Source organism: Ruegeria sp. BG5, from assembly GCF_056538425.1.
This window is the reverse complement of the sequence record NZ_JBQFTC010000001.1, coordinates 89,204-108,226: the sequence shown is the minus strand read 5'-3', so window position 1 is coordinate 108,226 and position 19,023 is coordinate 89,204. Positions and strand designations below refer to the sequence as shown.

17 protein-coding genes are annotated in these 19,023 nt (G+C 57.4%); 10 read left to right on the top strand and 7 right to left on the bottom strand.

All coding sequences use genetic code 11. The features are described 5' to 3' along the window. Window positions 1-10: 10 nt before the first annotated feature. The 4 genes from xylA to xylF are packed head-to-tail and all read right to left on the bottom strand — an operon-like array spanning window position 11 to window position 4,509. Entirely contained in the window at window positions 11-1,318 is a 1,308-nt protein-coding gene (gene xylA, locus ACR0KX_RS00490; RefSeq protein ID WP_170622781.1) for a xylose isomerase, read from the bottom strand. Window positions 1,319-1,327: 9 nt separating this feature from the next. Continuing rightward, window positions 1,328-2,131, bottom strand: coding sequence for an ATP-binding cassette domain-containing protein (locus ACR0KX_RS00485; RefSeq protein ID WP_170452837.1), 804 nt, complete (start codon window positions 2,129-2,131; stop codon window positions 1,328-1,330). After that, entirely contained in the window at window positions 2,131-3,429 is a 1,299-nt protein-coding gene (locus tag ACR0KX_RS00480; RefSeq protein ID WP_170622779.1) for a sugar ABC transporter permease, read from the bottom strand. Before ACR0KX_RS00480 ends, ACR0KX_RS00485 begins: the two co-directional genes overlap by 1 nt. Window positions 3,430-3,489: 60 nt before the next feature. Continuing rightward, the gene (gene xylF / locus ACR0KX_RS00475; protein WP_170521563.1) at window positions 3,490-4,509 is read right to left on the bottom strand and encodes a D-xylose ABC transporter substrate-binding protein; all 1,020 of its coding nucleotides are present in this window, start codon (window positions 4,507-4,509) and stop codon (window positions 3,490-3,492) included. A 151-nt stretch (window positions 4,510-4,660) separates the two neighbouring features. Between xylF and ACR0KX_RS00470 the strand changes: the two genes are divergently transcribed. Together ACR0KX_RS00470 and ACR0KX_RS00465 are read left to right on the top strand one after the other, a co-directional pair. Beyond that, complete coding sequence (locus ACR0KX_RS00470; RefSeq protein ID WP_170622777.1) at window positions 4,661-5,878, top strand: ROK family transcriptional regulator; 1,218 nt, start codon at window positions 4,661-4,663, stop codon at window positions 5,876-5,878. Continuing rightward, window positions 5,868-7,379 carry a CRTAC1 family protein gene (locus ACR0KX_RS00465; protein ID WP_480707708.1) on the top strand — a complete coding sequence of 504 codons (1,512 nt, stop codon included), beginning with the start codon at window positions 5,868-5,870 and terminating at the stop codon, window positions 7,377-7,379. The genes ACR0KX_RS00470 and ACR0KX_RS00465 overlap by 11 nt, the downstream gene beginning before the upstream one ends. Here the strand turns inward: ACR0KX_RS00465 and ACR0KX_RS00460 are convergent, their stop codons facing one another. From ACR0KX_RS00460 to xylB, 3 genes are read right to left on the bottom strand one after another with little or no spacing between them, the layout of a single operon-like run. Beyond that, a complete protein-coding gene (locus tag ACR0KX_RS00460; protein ID WP_170452852.1) occupies window positions 7,380-8,681 on the bottom strand; it encodes a cytochrome c peroxidase in 1,302 nt (433 codons plus the stop codon). It lies immediately after the preceding gene. Beyond that, window positions 8,671-9,630 (bottom strand): aldose epimerase family protein, encoded by a 960-nt coding sequence (locus ACR0KX_RS00455; protein WP_170622773.1) that lies wholly within the window; start codon window positions 9,628-9,630, stop codon window positions 8,671-8,673. The genes ACR0KX_RS00460 and ACR0KX_RS00455 overlap by 11 nt, the downstream gene beginning before the upstream one ends. Continuing rightward, window positions 9,627-11,084 carry a xylulokinase gene (xylB, locus tag ACR0KX_RS00450; protein ID WP_480707706.1) on the bottom strand — a complete coding sequence of 486 codons (1,458 nt, stop codon included), beginning with the start codon at window positions 11,082-11,084 and terminating at the stop codon, window positions 9,627-9,629. Before xylB ends, ACR0KX_RS00455 begins: the two co-directional genes overlap by 4 nt. A gap of 436 nt (window positions 11,085-11,520) precedes the next feature. Here xylB and speD point away from each other — a divergent pair, with 436 nt between their 5' ends. From speD to ACR0KX_RS00410, 8 genes are all read left to right on the top strand, one after another. Continuing rightward, window positions 11,521-11,883, top strand: a complete 363-nt coding sequence (gene speD, locus ACR0KX_RS00445; RefSeq protein WP_480708385.1) for an adenosylmethionine decarboxylase — start codon at window positions 11,521-11,523, stop codon at window positions 11,881-11,883. Window positions 11,884-11,890: 7 nt separating this feature from the next. Continuing rightward, window positions 11,891-12,559, top strand: a complete 669-nt coding sequence (locus ACR0KX_RS00440) for a rhomboid family intramembrane serine protease (RefSeq protein WP_480707704.1) — start codon at window positions 11,891-11,893, stop codon at window positions 12,557-12,559. Next, a complete protein-coding gene (locus ACR0KX_RS00435; protein WP_480707702.1) occupies window positions 12,520-13,182 on the top strand; it encodes a GNAT family N-acetyltransferase in 663 nt (220 codons plus the stop codon). The genes ACR0KX_RS00440 and ACR0KX_RS00435 overlap by 40 nt, the downstream gene beginning before the upstream one ends. Window positions 13,183-13,212: 30 nt before the next feature. Next, window positions 13,213-13,800 (top strand): hypothetical protein, encoded by a 588-nt coding sequence (locus ACR0KX_RS00430; protein ID WP_480707700.1) that lies wholly within the window; start codon window positions 13,213-13,215, stop codon window positions 13,798-13,800. Between the two features lie 77 nt (window positions 13,801-13,877). Then, entirely contained in the window at window positions 13,878-14,117 is a 240-nt protein-coding gene (locus ACR0KX_RS00425; protein WP_480707698.1) for a hypothetical protein, read from the top strand. Between the two features lie 6 nt (window positions 14,118-14,123). Further along, entirely contained in the window at window positions 14,124-15,428 is a 1,305-nt protein-coding gene (locus ACR0KX_RS00420; RefSeq protein ID WP_480708384.1) for a polyamine aminopropyltransferase, read from the top strand. A 314-nt stretch (window positions 15,429-15,742) separates the two neighbouring features. Further along, window positions 15,743-16,813: a hypothetical protein gene (locus ACR0KX_RS00415; protein WP_480707696.1), complete on the top strand. Its 1,071-nt coding sequence runs from the start codon at window positions 15,743-15,745 to the stop codon at window positions 16,811-16,813. 254 nt (window positions 16,814-17,067) lie between these two features. Next, window positions 17,068-18,990, top strand: a complete 1,923-nt coding sequence (locus ACR0KX_RS00410) for a DUF3604 domain-containing protein (RefSeq protein ID WP_480707694.1) — start codon at window positions 17,068-17,070, stop codon at window positions 18,988-18,990. Window positions 18,991-19,023 lie beyond the last annotated feature (33 nt).

Below are 19,023 nucleotides of genomic sequence, written 5' to 3'. Positions count from 1 at the left end.
ATTGTGGTCGTCACACGAACCTGTTCACATAATTCTCCAGCATCTCCTGACGCCCTGAATGTGGTTCCGGGTTGATCCCATCCCGCAAGACTCGGGCGGCAATGTCATCGAGGCTGCTGTTCAACATAGCTTGCGCTGCGGGTGAACTCCAATTGGAATACCTGTCAGAAAGCGCAGCTTCCAAGCCCCCGTCTTCGATCATTACTGCAGCGGCCCTGAGACCTCGGGCGCAAATATCCATGCCACCGACATGCGCGGCGACAAGGTCTTCTGCATCAATCGACTGACGGCGGATTTTGGCGTCGAAATTCGTGCCGCCGGTTGTAAAGCCGCCCGCTTTCAGAATGTAGTAGTAGGCCAAGGCCACCTCGGGCGCGTTATTGGGGAATTGATCCGTGTCCCAACCCGACTGATAGTCGTTTCGGTTCATGTCGATGGACCCCAACATCCCCTCGGCCGCGGCAACTGCGATCTCGTGTTCAAAGCTATGACCGGCAAGAATTGCGTGTCCCTGTTCGAGGTTCAGCTTCACCTCGTCCGCCAACCCGTATTTCCGCAGAAACCCGATACAGGTTGCAGCGTCATAGTCGTATTGGTGCTTGGACGGCTCTTGCGGCTTGGGTTCGACAAGAATGGCACCCTTGAAGCCGATCTTGTGTTTGTATTCCACGACCATGTTCAGAAACCGGCCCATATGGTCCAGTTCGGTCTTCAGGTCGGTATTCAGCAGGGTCTCATAGCCTTCGCGGCCACCCCAGAGGACATAGTTTTCGCCACCCAGCTTGTGGGTTGCGTCCATGCACGATTTCACTGTTGCCGCCGCAAACGCGAACACATCGGGATCGGGATTAGTGCTGGCCCCGGCCATCCAGCGTCGGTGGCTGAACATATTGGCCGTCCCCCACAGCAGCCGGGTGCCGGACGCCTGCATCTTTTCACCGATATAGTCGGTGATGTCTTCCAGCGTTCTCAGATTGTCGGCGAAATTGCCCTGTTCGGGCCGGATATCGGCGTCGTGCCAGCAAAAGAAGGGCTGGCCCAAAATCTCGAACAATTCGAATGCGATATCCGCCTTCATACGAGCACGGCCCATATCGTCCTGCGGATGCCAAGGGCGTTCGAAGGTGGGACCACCAAAGGGGTCTCCGCCCTCCCACGCGAAAGAATGCCACCAGGCGACCGCAAATCGCAGATGATCTTCCATGCGTTTGCCCATGACAATCTCATCCGGGTCGTAGTGGCGGAAGGCCAAGGGGTTTTTGCTGTCCGTACCCTCGAACTTGATCTGTTCGATCCCGTCGAAAAATCCGCTTTTCATTCCTGCCCCCTAGTCCGCCTTCTGACCGGGCTGTTTGCCCAGAATGATCATCGACAAAAGATCGTCATCGGTGACGTCTGCGATATCGACAGTTCCCACCAGTTTCCCGTTTTTCATCACCGAGGCGCGGTCGCACAGATCCATGACCGCGTGCACGTCGTGATCAATCAGGAAGATCCCGATGCCCTGCGCCTTGAGTTGATGGATCAGATCCGCGACCATCTGCGTTTCATGCGGGCCAAGCGCCGCGGTGGGTTCATCCATGATCAGGATGCGGGCATTGAAATAGACGGCCCGTGCAATCGCCACAGACTGTCTTTGGCCGCCCGACAGCGCGGACACCGGATCGCTGAACTTCTGAAAATTCGGGTTAAGCTGCGCCATGATCTTGCGGCATTCAGCCTCCATGGCGGCGTCGTTGACCAGCCCGAAGGGCGTCGTCATCTCGCGCCCCAGAAACAGGTTCGACGTTGCATCCAGATTATCGGCCAGCGCGAGGGTCTGGTAGATGGTCTCGATATTATTCGCCCGCGCATCACGTGGGTTGTTGATCTCAACCGGATTGCCATCAATCAGGATCTCGCCATGATCCATTTGATAGGCACCCGAAAGCACCTTGATCAGCGTCGATTTCCCGGCCCCGTTATGGCCAAGCAAGCCAACGACTTCGCCGGGGTAAAGATCGACCGATACATGATCGACCGCCTTGATCCCCCCGAAGGAAATCGAAATGTCGCGCATTTCGACCAAGGGCGGCGCACCGGTTCCGCGAGCGGATGTTGAGGGCGTTTTCTGCGTGTCCTGAGCTTGCATCACTTTGCCCCCAGTCGCTTGCGGTAGACGATGTCGATATAGACGGCCAGCACAAGAACGCTGCCGACCACGATGTTCTGGAACGGCGCGTCAACGCCAACCATGGCCATGCCGGACTGAAGCGCCTGCATGATCAATGCGCCAAGGATCGCGCCGTATATGGTACCGATGCCACCGGACAAGGCGGTCCCGCCGATCACTGCCGCCGCGATGACCCTCAGTTCATCCAGCGTGCCGATGTCGTTCGAATGGTTCGCCAGCCGCGCCGAGGCAACCACGGCGGATACGGCGCACAGGAACCCCATCAGCGCAAAAATCTTCACGGTCAGCAGACGTGTGTTGATACCTGAAAGCTCTGCCGCGTCCGGGTTGCCGCCGGTGGCAAAGATATAGCGGCCGAACCGGGTTTTCCGGGCCACAACTGTTAGGGTGACCGCAACGATGATCAGGATGAGGACCGAGATCGGGATACCGTAGCCAACAACCAACCCTTCGGGCATGGTCTCTCCACGTGCTTCGAACACGCGTTCCAGGCGGCGCATGGGAATGGCGTAGCTGTTGACAATGTATACATAGCCAAGGATCGCGACAGCGATGATCCCGGCCAGGGTGCTTTCAGCCCAGACGGGTTTGACAGGAAACCCGTGCGCGGATTTTGCGCGCCGTCCGCTCCACAAGGCCCAGATGGCGATTGCGGTGGCGAACAGCCCGAACAGCCAGCTTACCGTTGTACCCAGAGTTCCGTTTGTGCCGCCGAACATCAGGAAGGTGCTGTCCAGCGGACCGATGGTCTGACCGCTGGTCAGGTACCAGGCCACGTTTCGCCAGACCAGAAAACCACCAAGGGTGACAATGAAGGCCGGGATCGTGAGATAGCCGACCAACCAGCCGTGAAATGCACCGATCAGCGTGCCCGCAAGCAGGCCGATCACTATGGTGATCGCCCATGTTGCCGGATTGTTCAAACCCATCCCCAGCATGTGCGGCAGCAGTTCGGTCTGTGTCATTGCCATCACCGCCGAGGTTGTCGCCAGCAACGCCCCGACCGACAGGTCGATATGCCGCGTGACGATGATGAACACCATCCCGCAAGCCATGATCGCCACTGAAACCGTCTGGATGGACAGGTTGAACAGGTTGCGCGGGGTCAGGAACCGCCCGTCGGTGACGATGTTGAACCCGATGCACAGGATGACAAACGCGCCGATCATGCCCAAAAGCCGCATATCCAGTTCCAGTTGCTGGAACAGGCTGGGTTTTGCCTTTTCAGGTATCGGCTGAGACGAAGTTTCGGTCATTTCCGATCTTTCATTTTCAGCAAGTACCCCCGGCCCAAACAGGGCCAGGGGCTGAGTGGTTTAGTTACAGGGGGCCGGTCCGTTTTCGACGCCCTGACACAGCGCTTCCTGCGAAATCCATCCCGCATCCACGACAACGGACAGGTTGTCCTTGGTAATCGGGACCGGAGCAAGGAAGACCGAGTTCATCTCGGTGCCGCCCGGCGATGTCCAACTGACCACACCATCCACATCTGCAGGGCTTGTGCCACTGCTCAGCGCAACCGCGATTTCACCGGCGGCTTTGCCCAGTTCACGGGCATCCTTCCAGACCGAGACAGTCTGTGTTCCAAGTGCAACCCGGTTCAGCGCTGCATGATCGCCGTCCTGCCCGGATACCGGAATACCCTCCATGCCCTGCGCCGTCAGCGCCGCGACAACACCGCCTGCTGTGCCGTCATTCGACGCGACAACCGCGTCCACGTTGTTTTCATTCGCCGTCAGGATCTGTTCCATGTTGCGCTGCGCATTCGCAGGCAACCAGCCGTCGGTATAGGCCTCACCAACGATGACGATGTCACCGCTGTCTACCGCCGCACCGATGATCTCTTGCTGACCGCCCCGCAGGAAATCGGCGTTTGGATCGGTGGGGGACCCCTTGATCATCACGTAATTGCCCTTGGGCATGGCATCAAAGACGGCGCGGGCCTGCATGCGGCCGACCTCGACATTGTCGAAGGTCAGGTAAAAGGCCCGGTCATCCTCGATCAGACGGTCATAGGCAATCACCGGGATACCTTCGTCAGCCGCAGCTTGAACCGCCGGCCCGATGGCCTGCGCGTCCTGCGCCAGAATGATCAACGCGTCCACGCCCTGTGCGATCAGGCTTTCAATATCCGAAAGCTGCTTGGCGGATGACGACTGCGCATCAGATGAGATGTATTCAGCACCACCCGCTTCCAGCGCTGATTTGATGGCCGCTTCGTCCGTCTTCCATCGCTCTTCCTGAAAGTTGGACCAGCTTACGCCGACCACCGGCTCTGCGAAGGCAGCAGAAGCCAACAAGGTGGCCGCAGCCGAGAAGCTGAGAATTCTTTTCATGATTTCCTCCCATTTGCCGAGCCATCGAATCTCGATTCGCGGCTCTCACAATTTTGGATACCACATTTATTTCAGTCGGTAAAATATTTACTCTACAAGAAGGCGGCAATTTCAAATAGATTGGGCCAACGACAAGATTCGCGAGGATAAGATGCTGAAAAGCAAAGCCTCTCTGGTTTCATTGGAGCAAAGAAACACCACCCGCTTGCGGGTGTTGGAGCATATTCGAGCGCAAGGATCCGTCTCGCGGATCGATATCGCATCCGCTTTGCAAACCAGCCCGGCCACCGTCACGGCAGCAACAGCCGATCTCATTTCCGCCGGGTTGATCAAGGAAACTGAAGGCGAGGCGCAGCCCGGTTCCGGCAAAAGAGGCAGGCCCAGGGTTTTGCTGCAACTGGACGGGCAATCCCACCTTGTGGCGGGTCTGAAAGTCGCGCGGCAAGTGATTTCGGTTATTCTGGTCGACTTTGAAGGCAACGAAGTAACATCGCACAAACAGCCGCTGGAACACGCCCGAATGACACCGGCGGAATTCGTCGAGGCAGTGTGCAAAGCCCTTCAGGAAACCTGCAGGCAGATTGGCGGCACGCTCAACAATCTGGCCGGTGTTTCCATTGGCGTGGCAGGTCTTGTCGATGCAAAACGGAACTTTGTGCACTGGTCGTCTTCGATCACCGACCGGAACATCGATTTCAATCTATTGCTGTCGAAGGATATCCCCTGCCCGGTCTTCGTGGACAACGACGCCAATCTTGTCGCCAAAGCCGAACAGCTATTTGGGCTGGGCAAGGGGCTGAAAAACTTTCTGGTTGTGACGATCGAGCATGGTGTCGGTCTGGGAATTGTTCTGGACGGAAAACTCTACCGCGGAGAACGCGGCTGCGGCGCGGAATTCGGTCACACCAAGGTTCACCTTGACGGGGCATTGTGCCAATGCGGCCAACGTGGATGTCTTGAGGCTTATGTCGGGGATTATGCCCTGATACGCGAAATGACCGTGACAGGCCACGACAGTGAGATGGAGAGCGTGTCCGACATCTATGATCGCGCCAGTTCCGGGGATGAAAGGGCTGCGTCGGTGCTTGCCCGCGCTGGTCAGATGTTCGGCCTTGGGGTGTCAAATCTGATCAACCTGTATGACCCTGAATGTATCGTCGTGTCCGGCACCCAAATGAGCTTTGAACATCTGTGCTCGGACCAGGTGATGAAGCGCATCCGAAACGGCGTTGTCAGTGTCGATGCCCCCCTGCCGGAACTCAAAGTCCACGATTGGGGCGATCTGATGTGGGCCAAGGGTGCGGCCGCCTATGGGATCGAACAGATCTCAATCCTCAAAGTGCAGGAGCTTACGGCCCATGCGTCCTGAACCGCTGGTCTTTTTGGTTCTGGCCAGTGGGGCTTACGCCGAGGGGCCTTCCCCTGAATTCCAGCGCATCGACGTCCCGGCCCATGTCTACGATGGCGGATGGGAGCATTTTGTCGGCGGCGGCGTCGCCGTTTTCGATTGCAACGGTGACACGCTGCCCGAGTTGTTTATTGCAGGTGGATCAAATCGAACTCAACTGTTCAAGAATACCTCAGGCGACACGATTTCCTTTCGGGCCGAAACACCCGATCAATTGTCGCTGACCGGGGTAACCGGTGCTTATCCCCTGGACGTTGACAGCGACGGCTTGATGGATCTGGCAATTCTGCGCGTTGGCGCAGACCTGCTTTTGCAAGGCCTGCCAGATTGCCAGTTCAAGCCCTTTGACAGCCTTGGCTTTGTGTCCGCTGACCACTGGACCACCGGCTTCTCGGCCACTTGGGAAGACGGGCAAGACTTGCCCACTTTGGCCTTTGGAACCTATGTTGATCGATCCGATCCGGACGGTCCGTTCGAGGCCTGCGGGCCAACCCTGCTCTACCGCCCCGAAGGGCACAGCTACGGGCAACCGCAACATCTTGAACCCGGCTATTGTTCCCTGTCCATACTGTTCTCGGATTGGGCACGAACGGGGCGTGCGGACCTTCGTGTCAGCAATGACCGCCACTATTACGTGCGCAACGGACAAGAGCAACTTTGGGCCATGGAACCGGTGCCCCGCCTGTACACGCCCGAGGACGGCTGGATGCCCTATTCGATCTGGGGCATGGGGATCGCCTCGCGCGATCTGACGGGGGACGGCTTTCCCGAGGTTTACCTGACCTCCATGGGCGACCAGAAGCTGCAGGTGTTTGACCCAGCCGCCCAAGGCCCAACGTGGCGCGATGCCACTTATGACAAGGGAACGACGGCCCACAAACCTCATTTGGGCGATGACGGCAGGCCGTCGACCGGGTGGCACGCGCAGTTTGGCGACGTCAACAACGACGGCCGCGACGACATTTTCGTTGCCAAGGGCAATGTAGAACAAATGCCGGATGCCGCTTTGAACGATCCCAACAACCTGCTTGTGCAGACACCCCATGGGCAATTCGCTGAGACCTCGGCTGAGGCGGGCGTTGCTTCAATGGCAAAGTCCCGCGGTGCGGCAGTTGCCGATCTGAACAATGACGGGCGGCTTGATCTGGTGGTCGTCAATCGAGGCTCGGAACTGGAAGTCAGCCAGAACATTTCGCGCGCTGGCCACTGGCTGTTGCTTGGCGTTTCTCAGGATATATCCAACCGCTTTGCAGTTGGTGGATTTGTCGAAGTAAAAACTCCGGCAGGGGTTCAAACCCGCGAAATAACGATTGGTGGCGGTCATGCAGGGGGCATCGCCGTGTTTCATCATTTTGGTCTGGGCAATGAAAGCGACGCGCAAGTTCGAGTCATTTGGCCGGACGGAGAAACGGGCGAATGGCAGAGGGTCAGCGCCAACCAAATCGTCCGGATTTCCCGTTGATCATTGATCCACTGGCAGGCCACTTGGAACTTGAGAGGGCACCCCCAACCGCTTTGCCGGGTCTTCAAGACTTGCCAGAAAACTGAGAAGAGCGTCGATCTCCTGATCTGTCAGAGATTGCGGCGACAGGCTGTTGCTTTCCGCGATCTCGCCTATGTGTTGCCGATCCAATAGCGGGCTCTGATCATCAGCACCGGGGAATTCCGGCAACAGGGCCATTTCAATCGTGTAGTTCTGCAAAGATGCAACCGGGTCCAAATGGTGGCGCACCATATCCTCGAGCCGGGCGAAGGCACCGTTATGTCCGTAGGGCGCGGTCAATGTCACGTTGCGCAGCGATGGCGTGCGAAACGCAAATGCATCTTCCGGGTTACCTGTGACGCGAAAACGCCCATCATCGCGCACATGACTTTCAAACCGCGCGGATTTTCCCGGCCCGATCTGCGGCACTGCAATCGAATGGAAGCCGTGATCTGTCTGGAACCAACCTGAATGGCAGGTACTGCACCCGGCCTTGCCATAGAACAGGCCCATGCCGATTTCGGCGTCTTCCGGCAATTCACCTTCGCCTCTCATCGCACGGTCAAAGGGGCTGTTATCCGCGCGCCACTCGAACGCGATGAAATCTGCAATCGCGTTGGCAATGGCAGTAAACGTAATCTCGGCATCCGGGGCGATGTCGCCAAACCTCTGCCGGTATTCCGGAATGGCCGCAACACGGGCGGCTATCAAATCCCACGCGCCGTCTTGCTGGGTCAAAAGACCCAGTCGAACCGCCTTGCTGACATCATTTTCCGAGTAGTGACCCGCCATTTCATCCGGCGAAAGCACCGGGAACATGGCTTGCGCCGCCAAGGCGGATTGAAAGCCGGGCCGCATATGCGTGCCCAGCGGCGTTCTGATCCCGTTCGGTTGCGTGGGGTCCGCCTCAAGCCGCCCATCGTGGAAAAACGTTGTAAACTCCGTCGCGCCGAGGTTCCAAAGCCCCGGTGAGTTTCTGGGAATACGTTGCTCAGGCGTGTTCTCGGGATCCAGCCTGCGTTCGGGACCCAGACCAAGCCCCCCTTCCCCGGTGCCAAGGGACAGGCCGTCTGATGTACCAAGATCGGGATGGTGACAGGTTGCGCAGCTGATGTTCTTGTTGCCGGACAAAATCGGGTCGTAGAAAAGCAGCTGCCCCAGTTCGACGCTGTTTAAATCAGGCTCGAGGAATTCGGGCCGATCACCAAGGTTCTGGGCACTTGTGCTGCCTGCGCTTGAGATCAATACGCAAAGAACCGGAAAGAGCCACCTAACCTTCATCACGACCCTCTGAGATCTCAAGGGTAAGCACCTGGCGGTACGGGCTTTCGGGCGTATGGATAATCGAAGGAAAGGACGGGATGTTCAGGGCGTTTGGGTATCCCGAAGGTTCGATGCACAGACCGGGCGATGCATATGGCGGCTTTGCCAGATTGGCACCTGAATAGACCTGCGCACCGGGCTGGTCGGAATAGGCTGTCAGCGTCAGGGCGGACGGCGCGGTAAATACAGCCACCGGCGCGTTCGGGTCACGATCCTGATCGAAGCAGAAATAATGGTCGATCCCCTTTGACGCCTGTCTGATCGGACTTGGTGCCGAAAAATCCAGTTCGCTGCCAACGGTCGAACACAGTCGACCAGTAGGAACTCCCTGCTCATCGATTTCCAGATATCGGCTTGAAGCAAGTTCCAATCGATGTGCGGCAACGCCTTTGAAGCCACCTAAAGTGTAGTAGTTGTGTTGCGTGACACTGATGGGCGTCGGAAGGTCAGGATGTGCCGTGATTGTATAGATCAATCGCGGAAACCGCAGGGTGACGCGGACCTCGAACCTGACATCGCCGGGGAACCCGCCTTCCCCATCACGTGACTGATGGCTCAGCACAGCCTCGTTTGGTGCCGTCTGCGCAAGGGCCCAGAACTGCCGGGACAGTCCCTGTGCGCCACCGTGAAGAGTATTGCTGCCTTCATTGGCGCTCAGGTCGTAACTGCGACCCGCCAATTCAAACCGGGCACCGCCGATCCGGTTCGCGACGCGCCCAATGATTGCGCCCATGAAACTTGTATCCGAGAAATACGCGGCAGGGTCATCGAACCCAAGCACAAGTGACGTGTCCTTGTACCACCACCCTTGCGTGATCGCCCCGTAGTTCAGAACCGTGACCCGCATGTCACCATCCGACAACATGGCCGTTTCGATCCGAGAGCGCGTTCCCGCATCAGGTGTCATCTTGCAGCCAACGGCGCCAACGCCTTGTAGAATTGCCGGTATCGCCCGTATTCACGTTCATACATGTCGATCAGGTCGCTGCGCGGATCGATACGATCCTCGATTTCAGGCGGCGTCATAACCTCGGCTGGCGCGGCGCTGTTGACGGCGCAGATGGCAAGGCGCGCGGCCCCCATTGCGGCACCGAACTCGCTGCCCCTGGGCAGGTCCAGCGGCACTTGCAAGACGGTGGCCAATGTCTCCAACCAGAACCGGGATCGCGCGCCTCCGCCCACTGCCATCAGACTGCTTGGTCTTGTCCCCGTGCGTTTCAGGGCCTCAAGGCAATCCCTCATCGCAAAGGCAACGCCTTCCATGACGGATTGCGTCAGATCAACGGGCTCCGAGGCGACATCCACGCCCAAGAACGCGCCCCTGATGTGGCTATCGTTATGCGGTGTCCGTTCGCCCGACAAATAGGGCAGGAACGTAACCGACGACGGGCCCGACACCGCGCGAGGCAAGGCCGCAACCAGTTTTTCAACAGGCTGGCCCAGGTTCCGCGACAACCAGTTCATGCTGTTCGTGGCAGACAGGATGACGCCCATTTGCATCCACTTGTCAGGTACGGCGTGACAAAAGCAATGCACTGCCGTTTCCGGCGCAGGGGCGTAACCATCCCGCGCAACAAGCAAAACGCCCGACGTTCCCAGCGAGACAAACCCCGTGCCGTCCCGAATGCTGCCAATGCCACAAGCCGCAGCCGCGTTGTCACCTGCCCCTCCGGCCACGATCACATCGCCGGAAAGCCCCCATTCCTGTCGCAATGCAGCCTTCAACGCGCCGCCCGGATCGCTGCCTTCAACCAATCGAGGCATCTGATCGGCGCGCATATGACCCAATGCAAGCGCTGTTTCCGACCACCGCCGGGTTCCAACATCCAACCAGGATGTTCCGGCACTGTCTGACACGTCCGAAATGTATTCGCCCGTCAGCCAATACCGCAAATAGTCTTTCGGAAGCAAAACCTTGGCTGTCTTCGCAAACACATCGGGCTCGTGCGAACGCACCCACTCCAGCTTTGGCGCTGTAAAACCCGGGAAGACAATGTTACCCGAGATCGCGCGCATGTCCTGTGCCTGATCCAGCACTGCCGCCTCTTCGGCTGAACGCGTGTCATTCCAGAGGATACAGGGCCGCAACACGCGACCGTCCGCATCCAGAAGTGTCGCGCCGTGCATATGTCCGCTCAGGCCAATTCCACGCAGTTCGGAAAACGCCTGTGCATCACGCGCGCGGAGTTCGGTGACAACCTTTTTGCACGCATCGACCCAATCTGACGGAGTCTGCTCGGACCACCCGGGTTTGGGCGTTGCGGTCGAAATGCTGACTTCGGCGGCACATAAGACGAGACCGGCGTCATCCACCAGAATCCCTCTGAGACCGGACGTTCCCAAATCCAACCCAAGGTACATTCGGCATTATCCCACATTATTATTTTAGTTGGTAAAATTAATTGTAGCAGAAATCTTGTCAAGGTGCCTCGAAAGATACGACTTTCCCATCCTGAAAAAGCCGCTATCGGCGAACACCTCTCATGTGTCCAACGGAAAGTCGCAGTTTCAATTGCTGTGACGCGGACGAGGACATACTGTTTTCAGTATGGTTAGGCTGCATTCACAAATTGAGCGGTCATTTTGTAATTTAACCCGGCCTTCCGGTTTCAGTTAAGTGTGAGTTGGGGCAAACTAAAATCTCCCTTTGGTTGTGCATTTCCGCCACAGCGCTTCCGTCAAAAAAGCTTAACGTCGCGATCAGATTGACTAATTAGATCAATGAATTAATGCTGCCCTCATATTACGTGATTTGAGGCTATTGCTATAACCGGACCCTGCTTCCTCGCCGTTAGGCATACATCTTATAGCGGATTTTTTCGATTCAACTGCGCTTTATGATCCTACCCCGGCTCAAGACGCTTTGACGCGCGCGGCACTGGCTGCCAAGGCCCAAGTTCTCAGCGTCGAGACCCATGATTTCGGACAGCGTGCCGGCTTTACCGGCGTGGCGTTGCTGGCCGAGTCCCATATCTCGGTCCACACCTGGCCCGAGCATGGCTATGCCGCCATCGACATCTTCATGTGCGGCGACGCCGAGCCGCAGCGCAGCCTGGATGTGCTGAAGTCCTTTTTCCGCCCGCAACGCGTCGAAGTGCAGTCCATCCAGCGCGGCCTGGTCGGCCAAACCGTACTGCGGCTGGCGGTGGCGGGTTGCTGAAGGGCGAATGAAAGAACTGCGCAGATGCCCGGTCACGATCTCTCTTATCCTGTGCGCGATCTGCGTTTACATGCTGTTCGGTCCGGTGCGCTATTCGGGGCCGGTCCTGAGCTTGCCCGACCATCTGGTGTTCGTGATCCGGCATGGGGATCTGAACCATCTGACGCTCAATTGCCTGATGATCCTTGTCGGCGGTTCCCTGACCGAACCCCGGCTAGGCAGCATCAGGACCGCAGGTCTGGCGGTTCTGAGCGCGCTTGCCGGAACGGTGGCAGAGTTCGCTCTGGCCGGGCCGGGATTTGTGGGGTTGTCGAGCGTTTCCTACGCCCTCGTCGCCTATGGCGTGGTTGCATCCCGCCCGGCAGCGCAGCGTGTCTGGGCGCTGGCGCTGATCTGCGGGCTGTTGATGGCCGAGTTTCTGTATCTGCGGTCTCAGATCGCGGTTTTCACCCATATTGCATCCGCGTTGATCGGAGGAGGTCTTGCCGTGTTTAACGCCCTGTTCGGCTCGAAAGGTCCGACGCTCAAACCTATGGAATGGCGGCATGTTTCGCCCGCCGTTCAGATCATCGCCCAGACCGACGAGGATGACGCGCTTGAAGCTGAAAGCACGTTTGTCACGAAGGCACCGACAACATGTTTGTGCTGCTGGACCGGGGCGACGTGCTGGGACTGATCGGCTACAGCGTCGACGAAGACGTGCCCGATGTCGCCTGGCTGTCCTGGACCTATCTGGATCAGGCCCATACCGGCAAAGGTCTGGGCGGGCAGATGCTGAACGACCTGCTGGGCAAGCTGGCGCAGCTGCACATCCGCAAGATTTTCATTGAAACCAGCGACTATGAAGAGTTCGGCAAAAAGATCTATGCCGCCGCACACAAACTATATGAAGAGTTCGGCGCTTCGGTCGAGCTGACTGTGCCCGGATACCACAGCCCCAAAGAGGCGAAGATCATCTATGGGCTGGACAATCCCGACGCACCCGACCTGCCGCCCGCGCCTCTGGCCTCGACCACGGGCCTGTCTGTCATTGACCTGCATAAAGCCGCTGAAACCGATGATGTCGCAGGTCTGCGCTGGCGTGAAGCCGGGACCGGGCTTTCCGGGCTGGATCAGCAGCTTTCGCTTGCGCGCACGCAAAAATACCGCATGGCGGTTCTGGCTGTTCCCTCTGACCTGTCCGATGCCCACGCGGATGAATTGCAGGCGCATGGGATGACGAAATGCGGCGAACTGAATGAGTTCTACGGCAAGGACCTGCACCAGGTGTGGTGGTCCTGCCGCCTTGGTGAAACCTGAAAACACTGACTAAACTCGATAGGAGATTTCATGTTTGGAAAACTTAAACTGATTGCCATTTTGGGCTTTCTCGGCTTCGTCGGCTACACGATGTTCCTGGCCCCCAAATCCGAACAAACCGCCGATCTTGGGCAGGTTCTGGACCGGACCGAATTTGCGATCAATCAATATCAGGAGTACCTGACAGCCAACAGCATCGCCGAAGCCTCGGACGAGCAAGTGGATGAATTCACGACATATCTGACGCAGATCATGAACTCGGAACCGCGCTTTTATGACAAGCCGCTGGGTCTGGAGATTCTGTCCGACGCCAAATTCTCGGGCTATGCGGACCCGAATGGCAACGGCATTCGCGACTCGGATGAGGGTGAGGTTTTCACCATCGAGATCGACGAGGCCAACAACCGTCTGATCGCCACCGACACCGCCGGTGAGTCCGCGGGTCTGCGTTTCTCGGGCGCTGGCTTTCTGGCCGGTGCGCTGATTGGCAACCTGATCAGCCGTCAGCGTTCGGCCGGGATCAGCGCGTCCAGCTTCAACAATCGCAGCGTGACACCGCGCACCAACTATTCGGCCCCGCGCAGCGCCCGCGCCGGTGGTTTGCGCGCCGGTAAATAAGCGCCGCGCCTGCCCGAACCCCAACTTTGGCCCGGCGCGCTGATCGCGCCGGGCTTTCCAGTTTTCCGGATTTCACTATGACCGACACACTGACACCGCGTTACACCGACCTGCCGCGCCGGCAGGCGATGGTTCTGCTTGGCGCGATCCTTGTTGTTGCCCTGTGCGGCATCGTCTACGAACTGATCATTGGGACGGTGTCCAGCTACCTGCTGGGCAACTCGGTCTATCAGTTTTCGCTGACCATCGGCTTTTTCATGTTTGCCATGGGGGTCGGGTCGTATGTCTCGCGCTTTTTCCACGGCAACCTGATCTAGACCTTTATCTGGGTCGAACTGATCCTGGCCCTGATCGGCGGCCTTTGCAGCGTGTCGCTGTTCATGCTCTTTCCATATGCGCCGTGGTTTTACACGGTCGGCATGTTCACCTTTATCTCATCCATCGGGTTTCTGGTCAGGCTGGAGATTCCGCTGCTGATGCGTGTCCTGTCCGAAAGCAGCACGACGCGGGAATCCATCGCCGACGTGCTGTCGCTGGACTATGTCGGCGCGCTGTGCGGGTCGGTTCTGTTTCCGATCCTGCTGCTGCCGTCGCTTGGGCTGATCTCGTCCTCGTTTGCCATTGGCCTGACCAATGCCATGGTCGCGTTGTTAAGCGTGCTGTGCCTGCGCGATCAACTGGACACGCCCAAACGGATGCTGGGCTGCGCCATCGGGACCATTGTCCTGCTGTTCGCGCTGACCCTGCTGGCCGGACGGATCACAGCGTTCGCGCAGGATCACCTGTATTTTGACCGCATCGTCTGGCGCAAGCAGTCGCAATATCAGTCGCTGGTGGTCACCAACACCTGGCAGAAAAACGATGTCCGCCTTTATATCGACGGCCATCTGCAATTCGCCGAAACGGATGAGTATCGCTATCACGAAGCCCTGGTCCATCCTGCCCTGTCCTGGGGTGAGACCGCCCCCAAATCCGTGCTGGTTCTGGGCGGAGGCGACGGGCTTGCCGTGCGTGAGATCCTGAAATACCCAACCGTATCGCGCATCGATCTGGTGGATCTCGACCCGGCGATGACCGATCTGGGGCGCAATCTGGCCCCCATCGCGCGCCTGAACGAAAACAGCATGGAGGCGTCGGCCCTGCACGTGCACAACACCGACGCGTTCAACTATGTCAAATCCACCGACCAGACCTATGACCGGATCATAATCGATTTCCCCGATCCCCATAACGAGGCGCTGTCAAAGCTCTATTCGGTCGAATTCTACGCCATGGTCCAAAGCATCCTGACCGAAGACGGCGTGCTGGTGACCCAAAGCAGCTCACCTTTCTTTTCGCCTCATACCTACTGGACGATTTCCAGAACCTTGTCCGAGATTTTCCCGCAGGTCGTGACGTACCAGATGTCGATCCCGTCCTTTGGCGTCTGGGGATACAACCTTGCCGCCAATGACCCGAACTCGACGCTGGGCCAGCTTCCGGACGGTCTGCGCTTTGTCACGCCCGATGTTTTTGCCGCCGCGCGGGTGTTTTCCGAGGACCTTCTTCCCAAGCGCGAACTGGCGGTCAATTCCATCTTTGATCCGGGCATTTATCACGAATATTCGCGCGACGTTTCGGGGTATTGATCCCTTCGTGACGCCGGGCGGAGGGCCCGCTTTTGCGGGGGTCGTTTCAGAACTGAATGTTCTGGACCGAATTACCTGTAAAATTTGATGGTCGCACTCTTATGGATACGCGGACCGAATGGGTTCAGTTTCGTTGGGCCGTGACGTGTAACCATCCGGTACAATGGCTGTCTTACGCCCGCTTAGCAGAGCAAACCCAAATCGCGAAACATTGCCCGGCGAATTCATCGATATTCCGATCACTGAATATATTTGCTACCTTAACGCTATTGGTGACGCCGCCAACCTAGGCGATCAGTTCCGAGGGGCCAGCAATGGGAAGATTTCTTGCAGTCGTGACATGCGTCCTTGGGCTGGCCACACCGCGTGCATCATACGCCTGCGCAGTGTGTATTGAGTTGCCGGATGCATCTTTGGCTGATCAAATTCTATCCGCGGAAGTCATCGTGCTGGCGGGTCCGGCATCAGACAATCCTTTCAAGTTCGAGGCGCAAAAAGTTCTCAAAGGGGATAACGAAAAGCTTAAATCCGCACCGGACATTCCTTTTTTGATCGACAGCGTTACACGGCGGTCGTTCCGCTCGGATCCCACGCGAACCGTTTTGCTGACCTATGGACCGACCTACAAGGATACTACCGGTCGCAGTTTTTCGCGGCATTGGAGGCGTTTGTTTATTCTGACCCCCGAAAGACACGACTTTCTGGAAGACCTTCGTACCTTCGGTCGGCTTTGGGCCTACGGAGAAACGGATAATCCCGACAGGGTTTTGTTCTTTGCCCGGTATTTGGGGCACTCGGATCATGTGTTGCACAACATGGCTCTGGTTGAAATCGGCCGCGCGCCCTACGCGCTTGTGCGCCCGTTGAGCGACAGAGTTCCCGCAAGCTTAATTCTACAGGAATTCAGCGACATAAACCGCTTCGCATACAGATCCGCCGCCATCCGTTTGCTCGGGTTGCAATCCGATCCCCAGGCGCGCTCGTTTGTGCGCGCGCGATATGTTCGTTCGCTGGAATCGGGGGGGCTGAATTCTTTCGAGTGGGCTCTTGCTGGAATAGAAGCGGACCAAGCGATTGCGATCAGCGCCATTGGCGCGGCCCTTCAAGATCCTGGCAAGACAAAAGAACACAAAAAGGCGTTGATCCGGGCTTTGGCCGAAGCGGGCACCCTACAATCAGAGTACAAGCCAAAAATCGTTCAGATTTTTTCCGCTGCTCTGGAAAATGACCCCGAGCTTTTGGTTCAAATCGCTGTCGCAACGCGAAATTGGGGTGAAACTGCGCTGCATCAACAGTTTGAAGCTTTAGCCGCTTTGGAAGAAACGGACCTCGCAACGCAGTTTGTTCTCAATATGGTTTTGGAAGCTGATTTACCGGCAGATTGATTTGGGTCTGTTCATGCCTCGCCGGTGCTGCACGTCTACGCTCAGGCTTTGGTGCCAGAGCCGACCAAGTAGTCAGCACTTGGCGCACGAAGGAACACGCCTGCTTTGCTCAGACCAGCGTTCTGGAAGGCTTCAAGCACACCGGAAAGAAAAACCTCACAGAAACCAAAACACCATGATATAAACAAAATCGAATATAAACAGATTGCGAAAATTCTACTTCTTCGCAGGTTTTTTCGATGTGGGAGGTCCCAATGCTTCGGTTATCCGTTTGTTTTGTCGCTCTGATGTTGGCACCGGCAAGTGTTCTTTCTGACGCCGTGCCCAGCGACCAGGCGGCAGAAGGTTTATTTCAGGATCAGCTGTATTCCCCATATGCCGAACGCTCGTTCCCTGAACGTCCGCTTTGGGGGGACACCCATCTTCACACCGGGCTTTCGCTGGACGCCGGGGCATTTGGGAACACTCTGCTACCAGATGAAGCCTGGCGTTTCGCAAAGGGCGAGCAGGTCATTTCGTCGACAGGTCAAGCTGTCAGATTGGCGCGACCTCTGGATTGGATGGTTCTTACGGATCACACGGACCTGATGGGATTTGCGCCGGACCTTCAAGCCGGAAAACCGGGCGTTATTGCTGATCCAAAAGGGTTAGAGTGGTACGAAGGCTATAAAGCTGGCGGGGAAGAGGCCGGGAAAACGGCCTTCGATATTATCACCAATTTCTCGCAAATGACTTTGCCGGAAATTCTTTTGGAATCCTACAGCCCCGGCGCAGACGCTTTTGCGTTCACTTGGGAACATATCGTTCTGGCGGCCGAGCGGCACAATGATCCCGGCAACTTTACCGCCTTCATCGGGTTCGAATGGACCTCGGTTCCCAAGGGTTTCAATCTGCACCGGAACGTCATGCTGCGTGACGGCCCGATCCGGGCCTTGCAGATGGTTCCCCCGGTCACGCAGCCCCCTTACGGCGATACGGACCCTAAATCGCTCTATGCCTGGCTTGAAGAGTATCAGGAAAAAACCGGGGGCCGCGCAGTTGCCTTTGCGCATAACGGCAACCTGTCGAACGGATGGATGTTCCCGACCGAGGATACGTATCACGGCGGCAAGGTTGACGAGGAATACGTCGCAGCCCGCGCCAAATGGGAACCTCACTATGAGGTTACGCAGATCAAAGGTGACGGCGAAGCCCACCCCTTCCTGAGCCCGGATGACGAATTTGCGGATTACGAGAACTGGGACGTCGGCAACCTCGACATAACCGAATTGAAAACCGATGACATGTTGGCCGGGGAATATGCCCGGGAAGCATTGAAACGCGGTTTGATGCTGGAGGAGAAATTCGGCGTTAACCCCTATAAGTTCGGCATGGGCGGTGCGACGGACAGCCATACCTCTCTGGCCACGGCGGAAGAAGACAACTTCTTTGGCAAATCCGTCAGCGTTGAGCCCTCGGCCTCGCGTATCAAGCACCCGTTTATCGCCAATGATCTGGGTGAGATTCCCGGTGATCTGCTTGTAGCGTCCGGCTATACGGCTGTTTGGGCGACCGAAAATACACGTGCTGCGATTTTTGACGCATTCAAGCGGCGTGAAACCTACGCGACCACGGGCCCCCGGATCGGCCTGCGGTTCTTTGGTGGGTGGGATTTCAGTGATGCTGATGTCGAAACCCGCTTTCTGGCAGATATTGGCTATACCAAAGGTGTTCCGATGGGGTCGGACCTGCGCCCCCGCGAAGGGGACGGCGCGCCATCCTTCCTGATCGCCGCTTTGCGCGACCCGATCGGGGCAAATCTGGATCGTGTGCAAGTCATTAAAGGCTGGCTTGATGCCGAGGGTGCCTTGCAGGAAAAGGTCTATGATGTTGCGTGGTCAGACAACCGTGTTGCAGATGATAGCGGCAAGATCCCCGCGGTGGGGAACACAGTGGATGTGGATACCGCCAGCTGGACCAACACAATCGGAACCGCCGAACTGGTCACTGTCTGGTCTGACCCTGATTTCGACCCGAACGCGCGGGCCTTCTACTACGTGCGGGCGATCGAAATCCCGACCCCGCGTTGGGTGCTTTACGACAAGCTAAGGTTCGGCTCCGAGCTGCCCGAGGATGCAGTGCTCACGCATCAGGAACGCGCGTATTCGTCCCCGATTTGGTATACGCCGGCCGAGTGATCCGCTGCGTAGTGCAGATCTGCGAACCGAGGT

What these genes read in the sequence shown, in the direction of transcription:
- ACR0KX_RS00425 (WP_480707698.1), top strand. Translation starts at nt 13,878, where the DNA reads ATGACCGACACACTGACACCGCGTTACACCGACCTGCCGCGCCGGCAG.
- ACR0KX_RS00480 (WP_170622779.1), bottom strand. Translation starts at nt 3,429, where the DNA reads ATGACCGAAACTTCGTCTCAGCCGATACCTGAAAAGGCAAAACCCAGC.
- ACR0KX_RS00470 (WP_170622777.1), top strand. Translation starts at nt 4,661, where the DNA reads ATGCTGAAAAGCAAAGCCTCTCTGGTTTCATTGGAGCAAAGAAACACC.
- ACR0KX_RS00460 (WP_170452852.1), bottom strand. Translation starts at nt 8,681, where the DNA reads ATGAAGGTTAGGTGGCTCTTTCCGGTTCTTTGCGTATTGATCTCAAGC.
- ACR0KX_RS00410 (WP_480707694.1), top strand. Translation starts at nt 17,068, where the DNA reads ATGCTTCGGTTATCCGTTTGTTTTGTCGCTCTGATGTTGGCACCGGCA.
- ACR0KX_RS00485 (WP_170452837.1), bottom strand. Translation starts at nt 2,131, where the DNA reads ATGCAAGCTCAGGACACGCAGAAAACGCCCTCAACATCCGCTCGCGGA.
- ACR0KX_RS00455 (WP_170622773.1), bottom strand. Translation starts at nt 9,630, where the DNA reads ATGACACCTGATGCGGGAACGCGCTCTCGGATCGAAACGGCCATGTTG.
- xylF (WP_170521563.1), bottom strand. Translation starts at nt 4,509, where the DNA reads ATGAAAAGAATTCTCAGCTTCTCGGCTGCGGCCACCTTGTTGGCTTCT.
- ACR0KX_RS00415 (WP_480707696.1), top strand. Translation starts at nt 15,743, where the DNA reads ATGGGAAGATTTCTTGCAGTCGTGACATGCGTCCTTGGGCTGGCCACA.
- ACR0KX_RS00440 (WP_480707704.1), top strand. Translation starts at nt 11,891, where the DNA reads ATGAAAGAACTGCGCAGATGCCCGGTCACGATCTCTCTTATCCTGTGC.
- xylA (WP_170622781.1), bottom strand. Translation starts at nt 1,318, where the DNA reads ATGAAAAGCGGATTTTTCGACGGGATCGAACAGATCAAGTTCGAGGGT.
- xylB (WP_480707706.1), bottom strand. Translation starts at nt 11,084, where the DNA reads ATGTACCTTGGGTTGGATTTGGGAACGTCCGGTCTCAGAGGGATTCTG.
- ACR0KX_RS00435 (WP_480707702.1), top strand. Translation starts at nt 12,520, where the DNA reads ATGTTTGTGCTGCTGGACCGGGGCGACGTGCTGGGACTGATCGGCTAC.
- ACR0KX_RS00465 (WP_480707708.1), top strand. Translation starts at nt 5,868, where the DNA reads ATGCGTCCTGAACCGCTGGTCTTTTTGGTTCTGGCCAGTGGGGCTTAC.
- ACR0KX_RS00430 (WP_480707700.1), top strand. Translation starts at nt 13,213, where the DNA reads ATGTTTGGAAAACTTAAACTGATTGCCATTTTGGGCTTTCTCGGCTTC.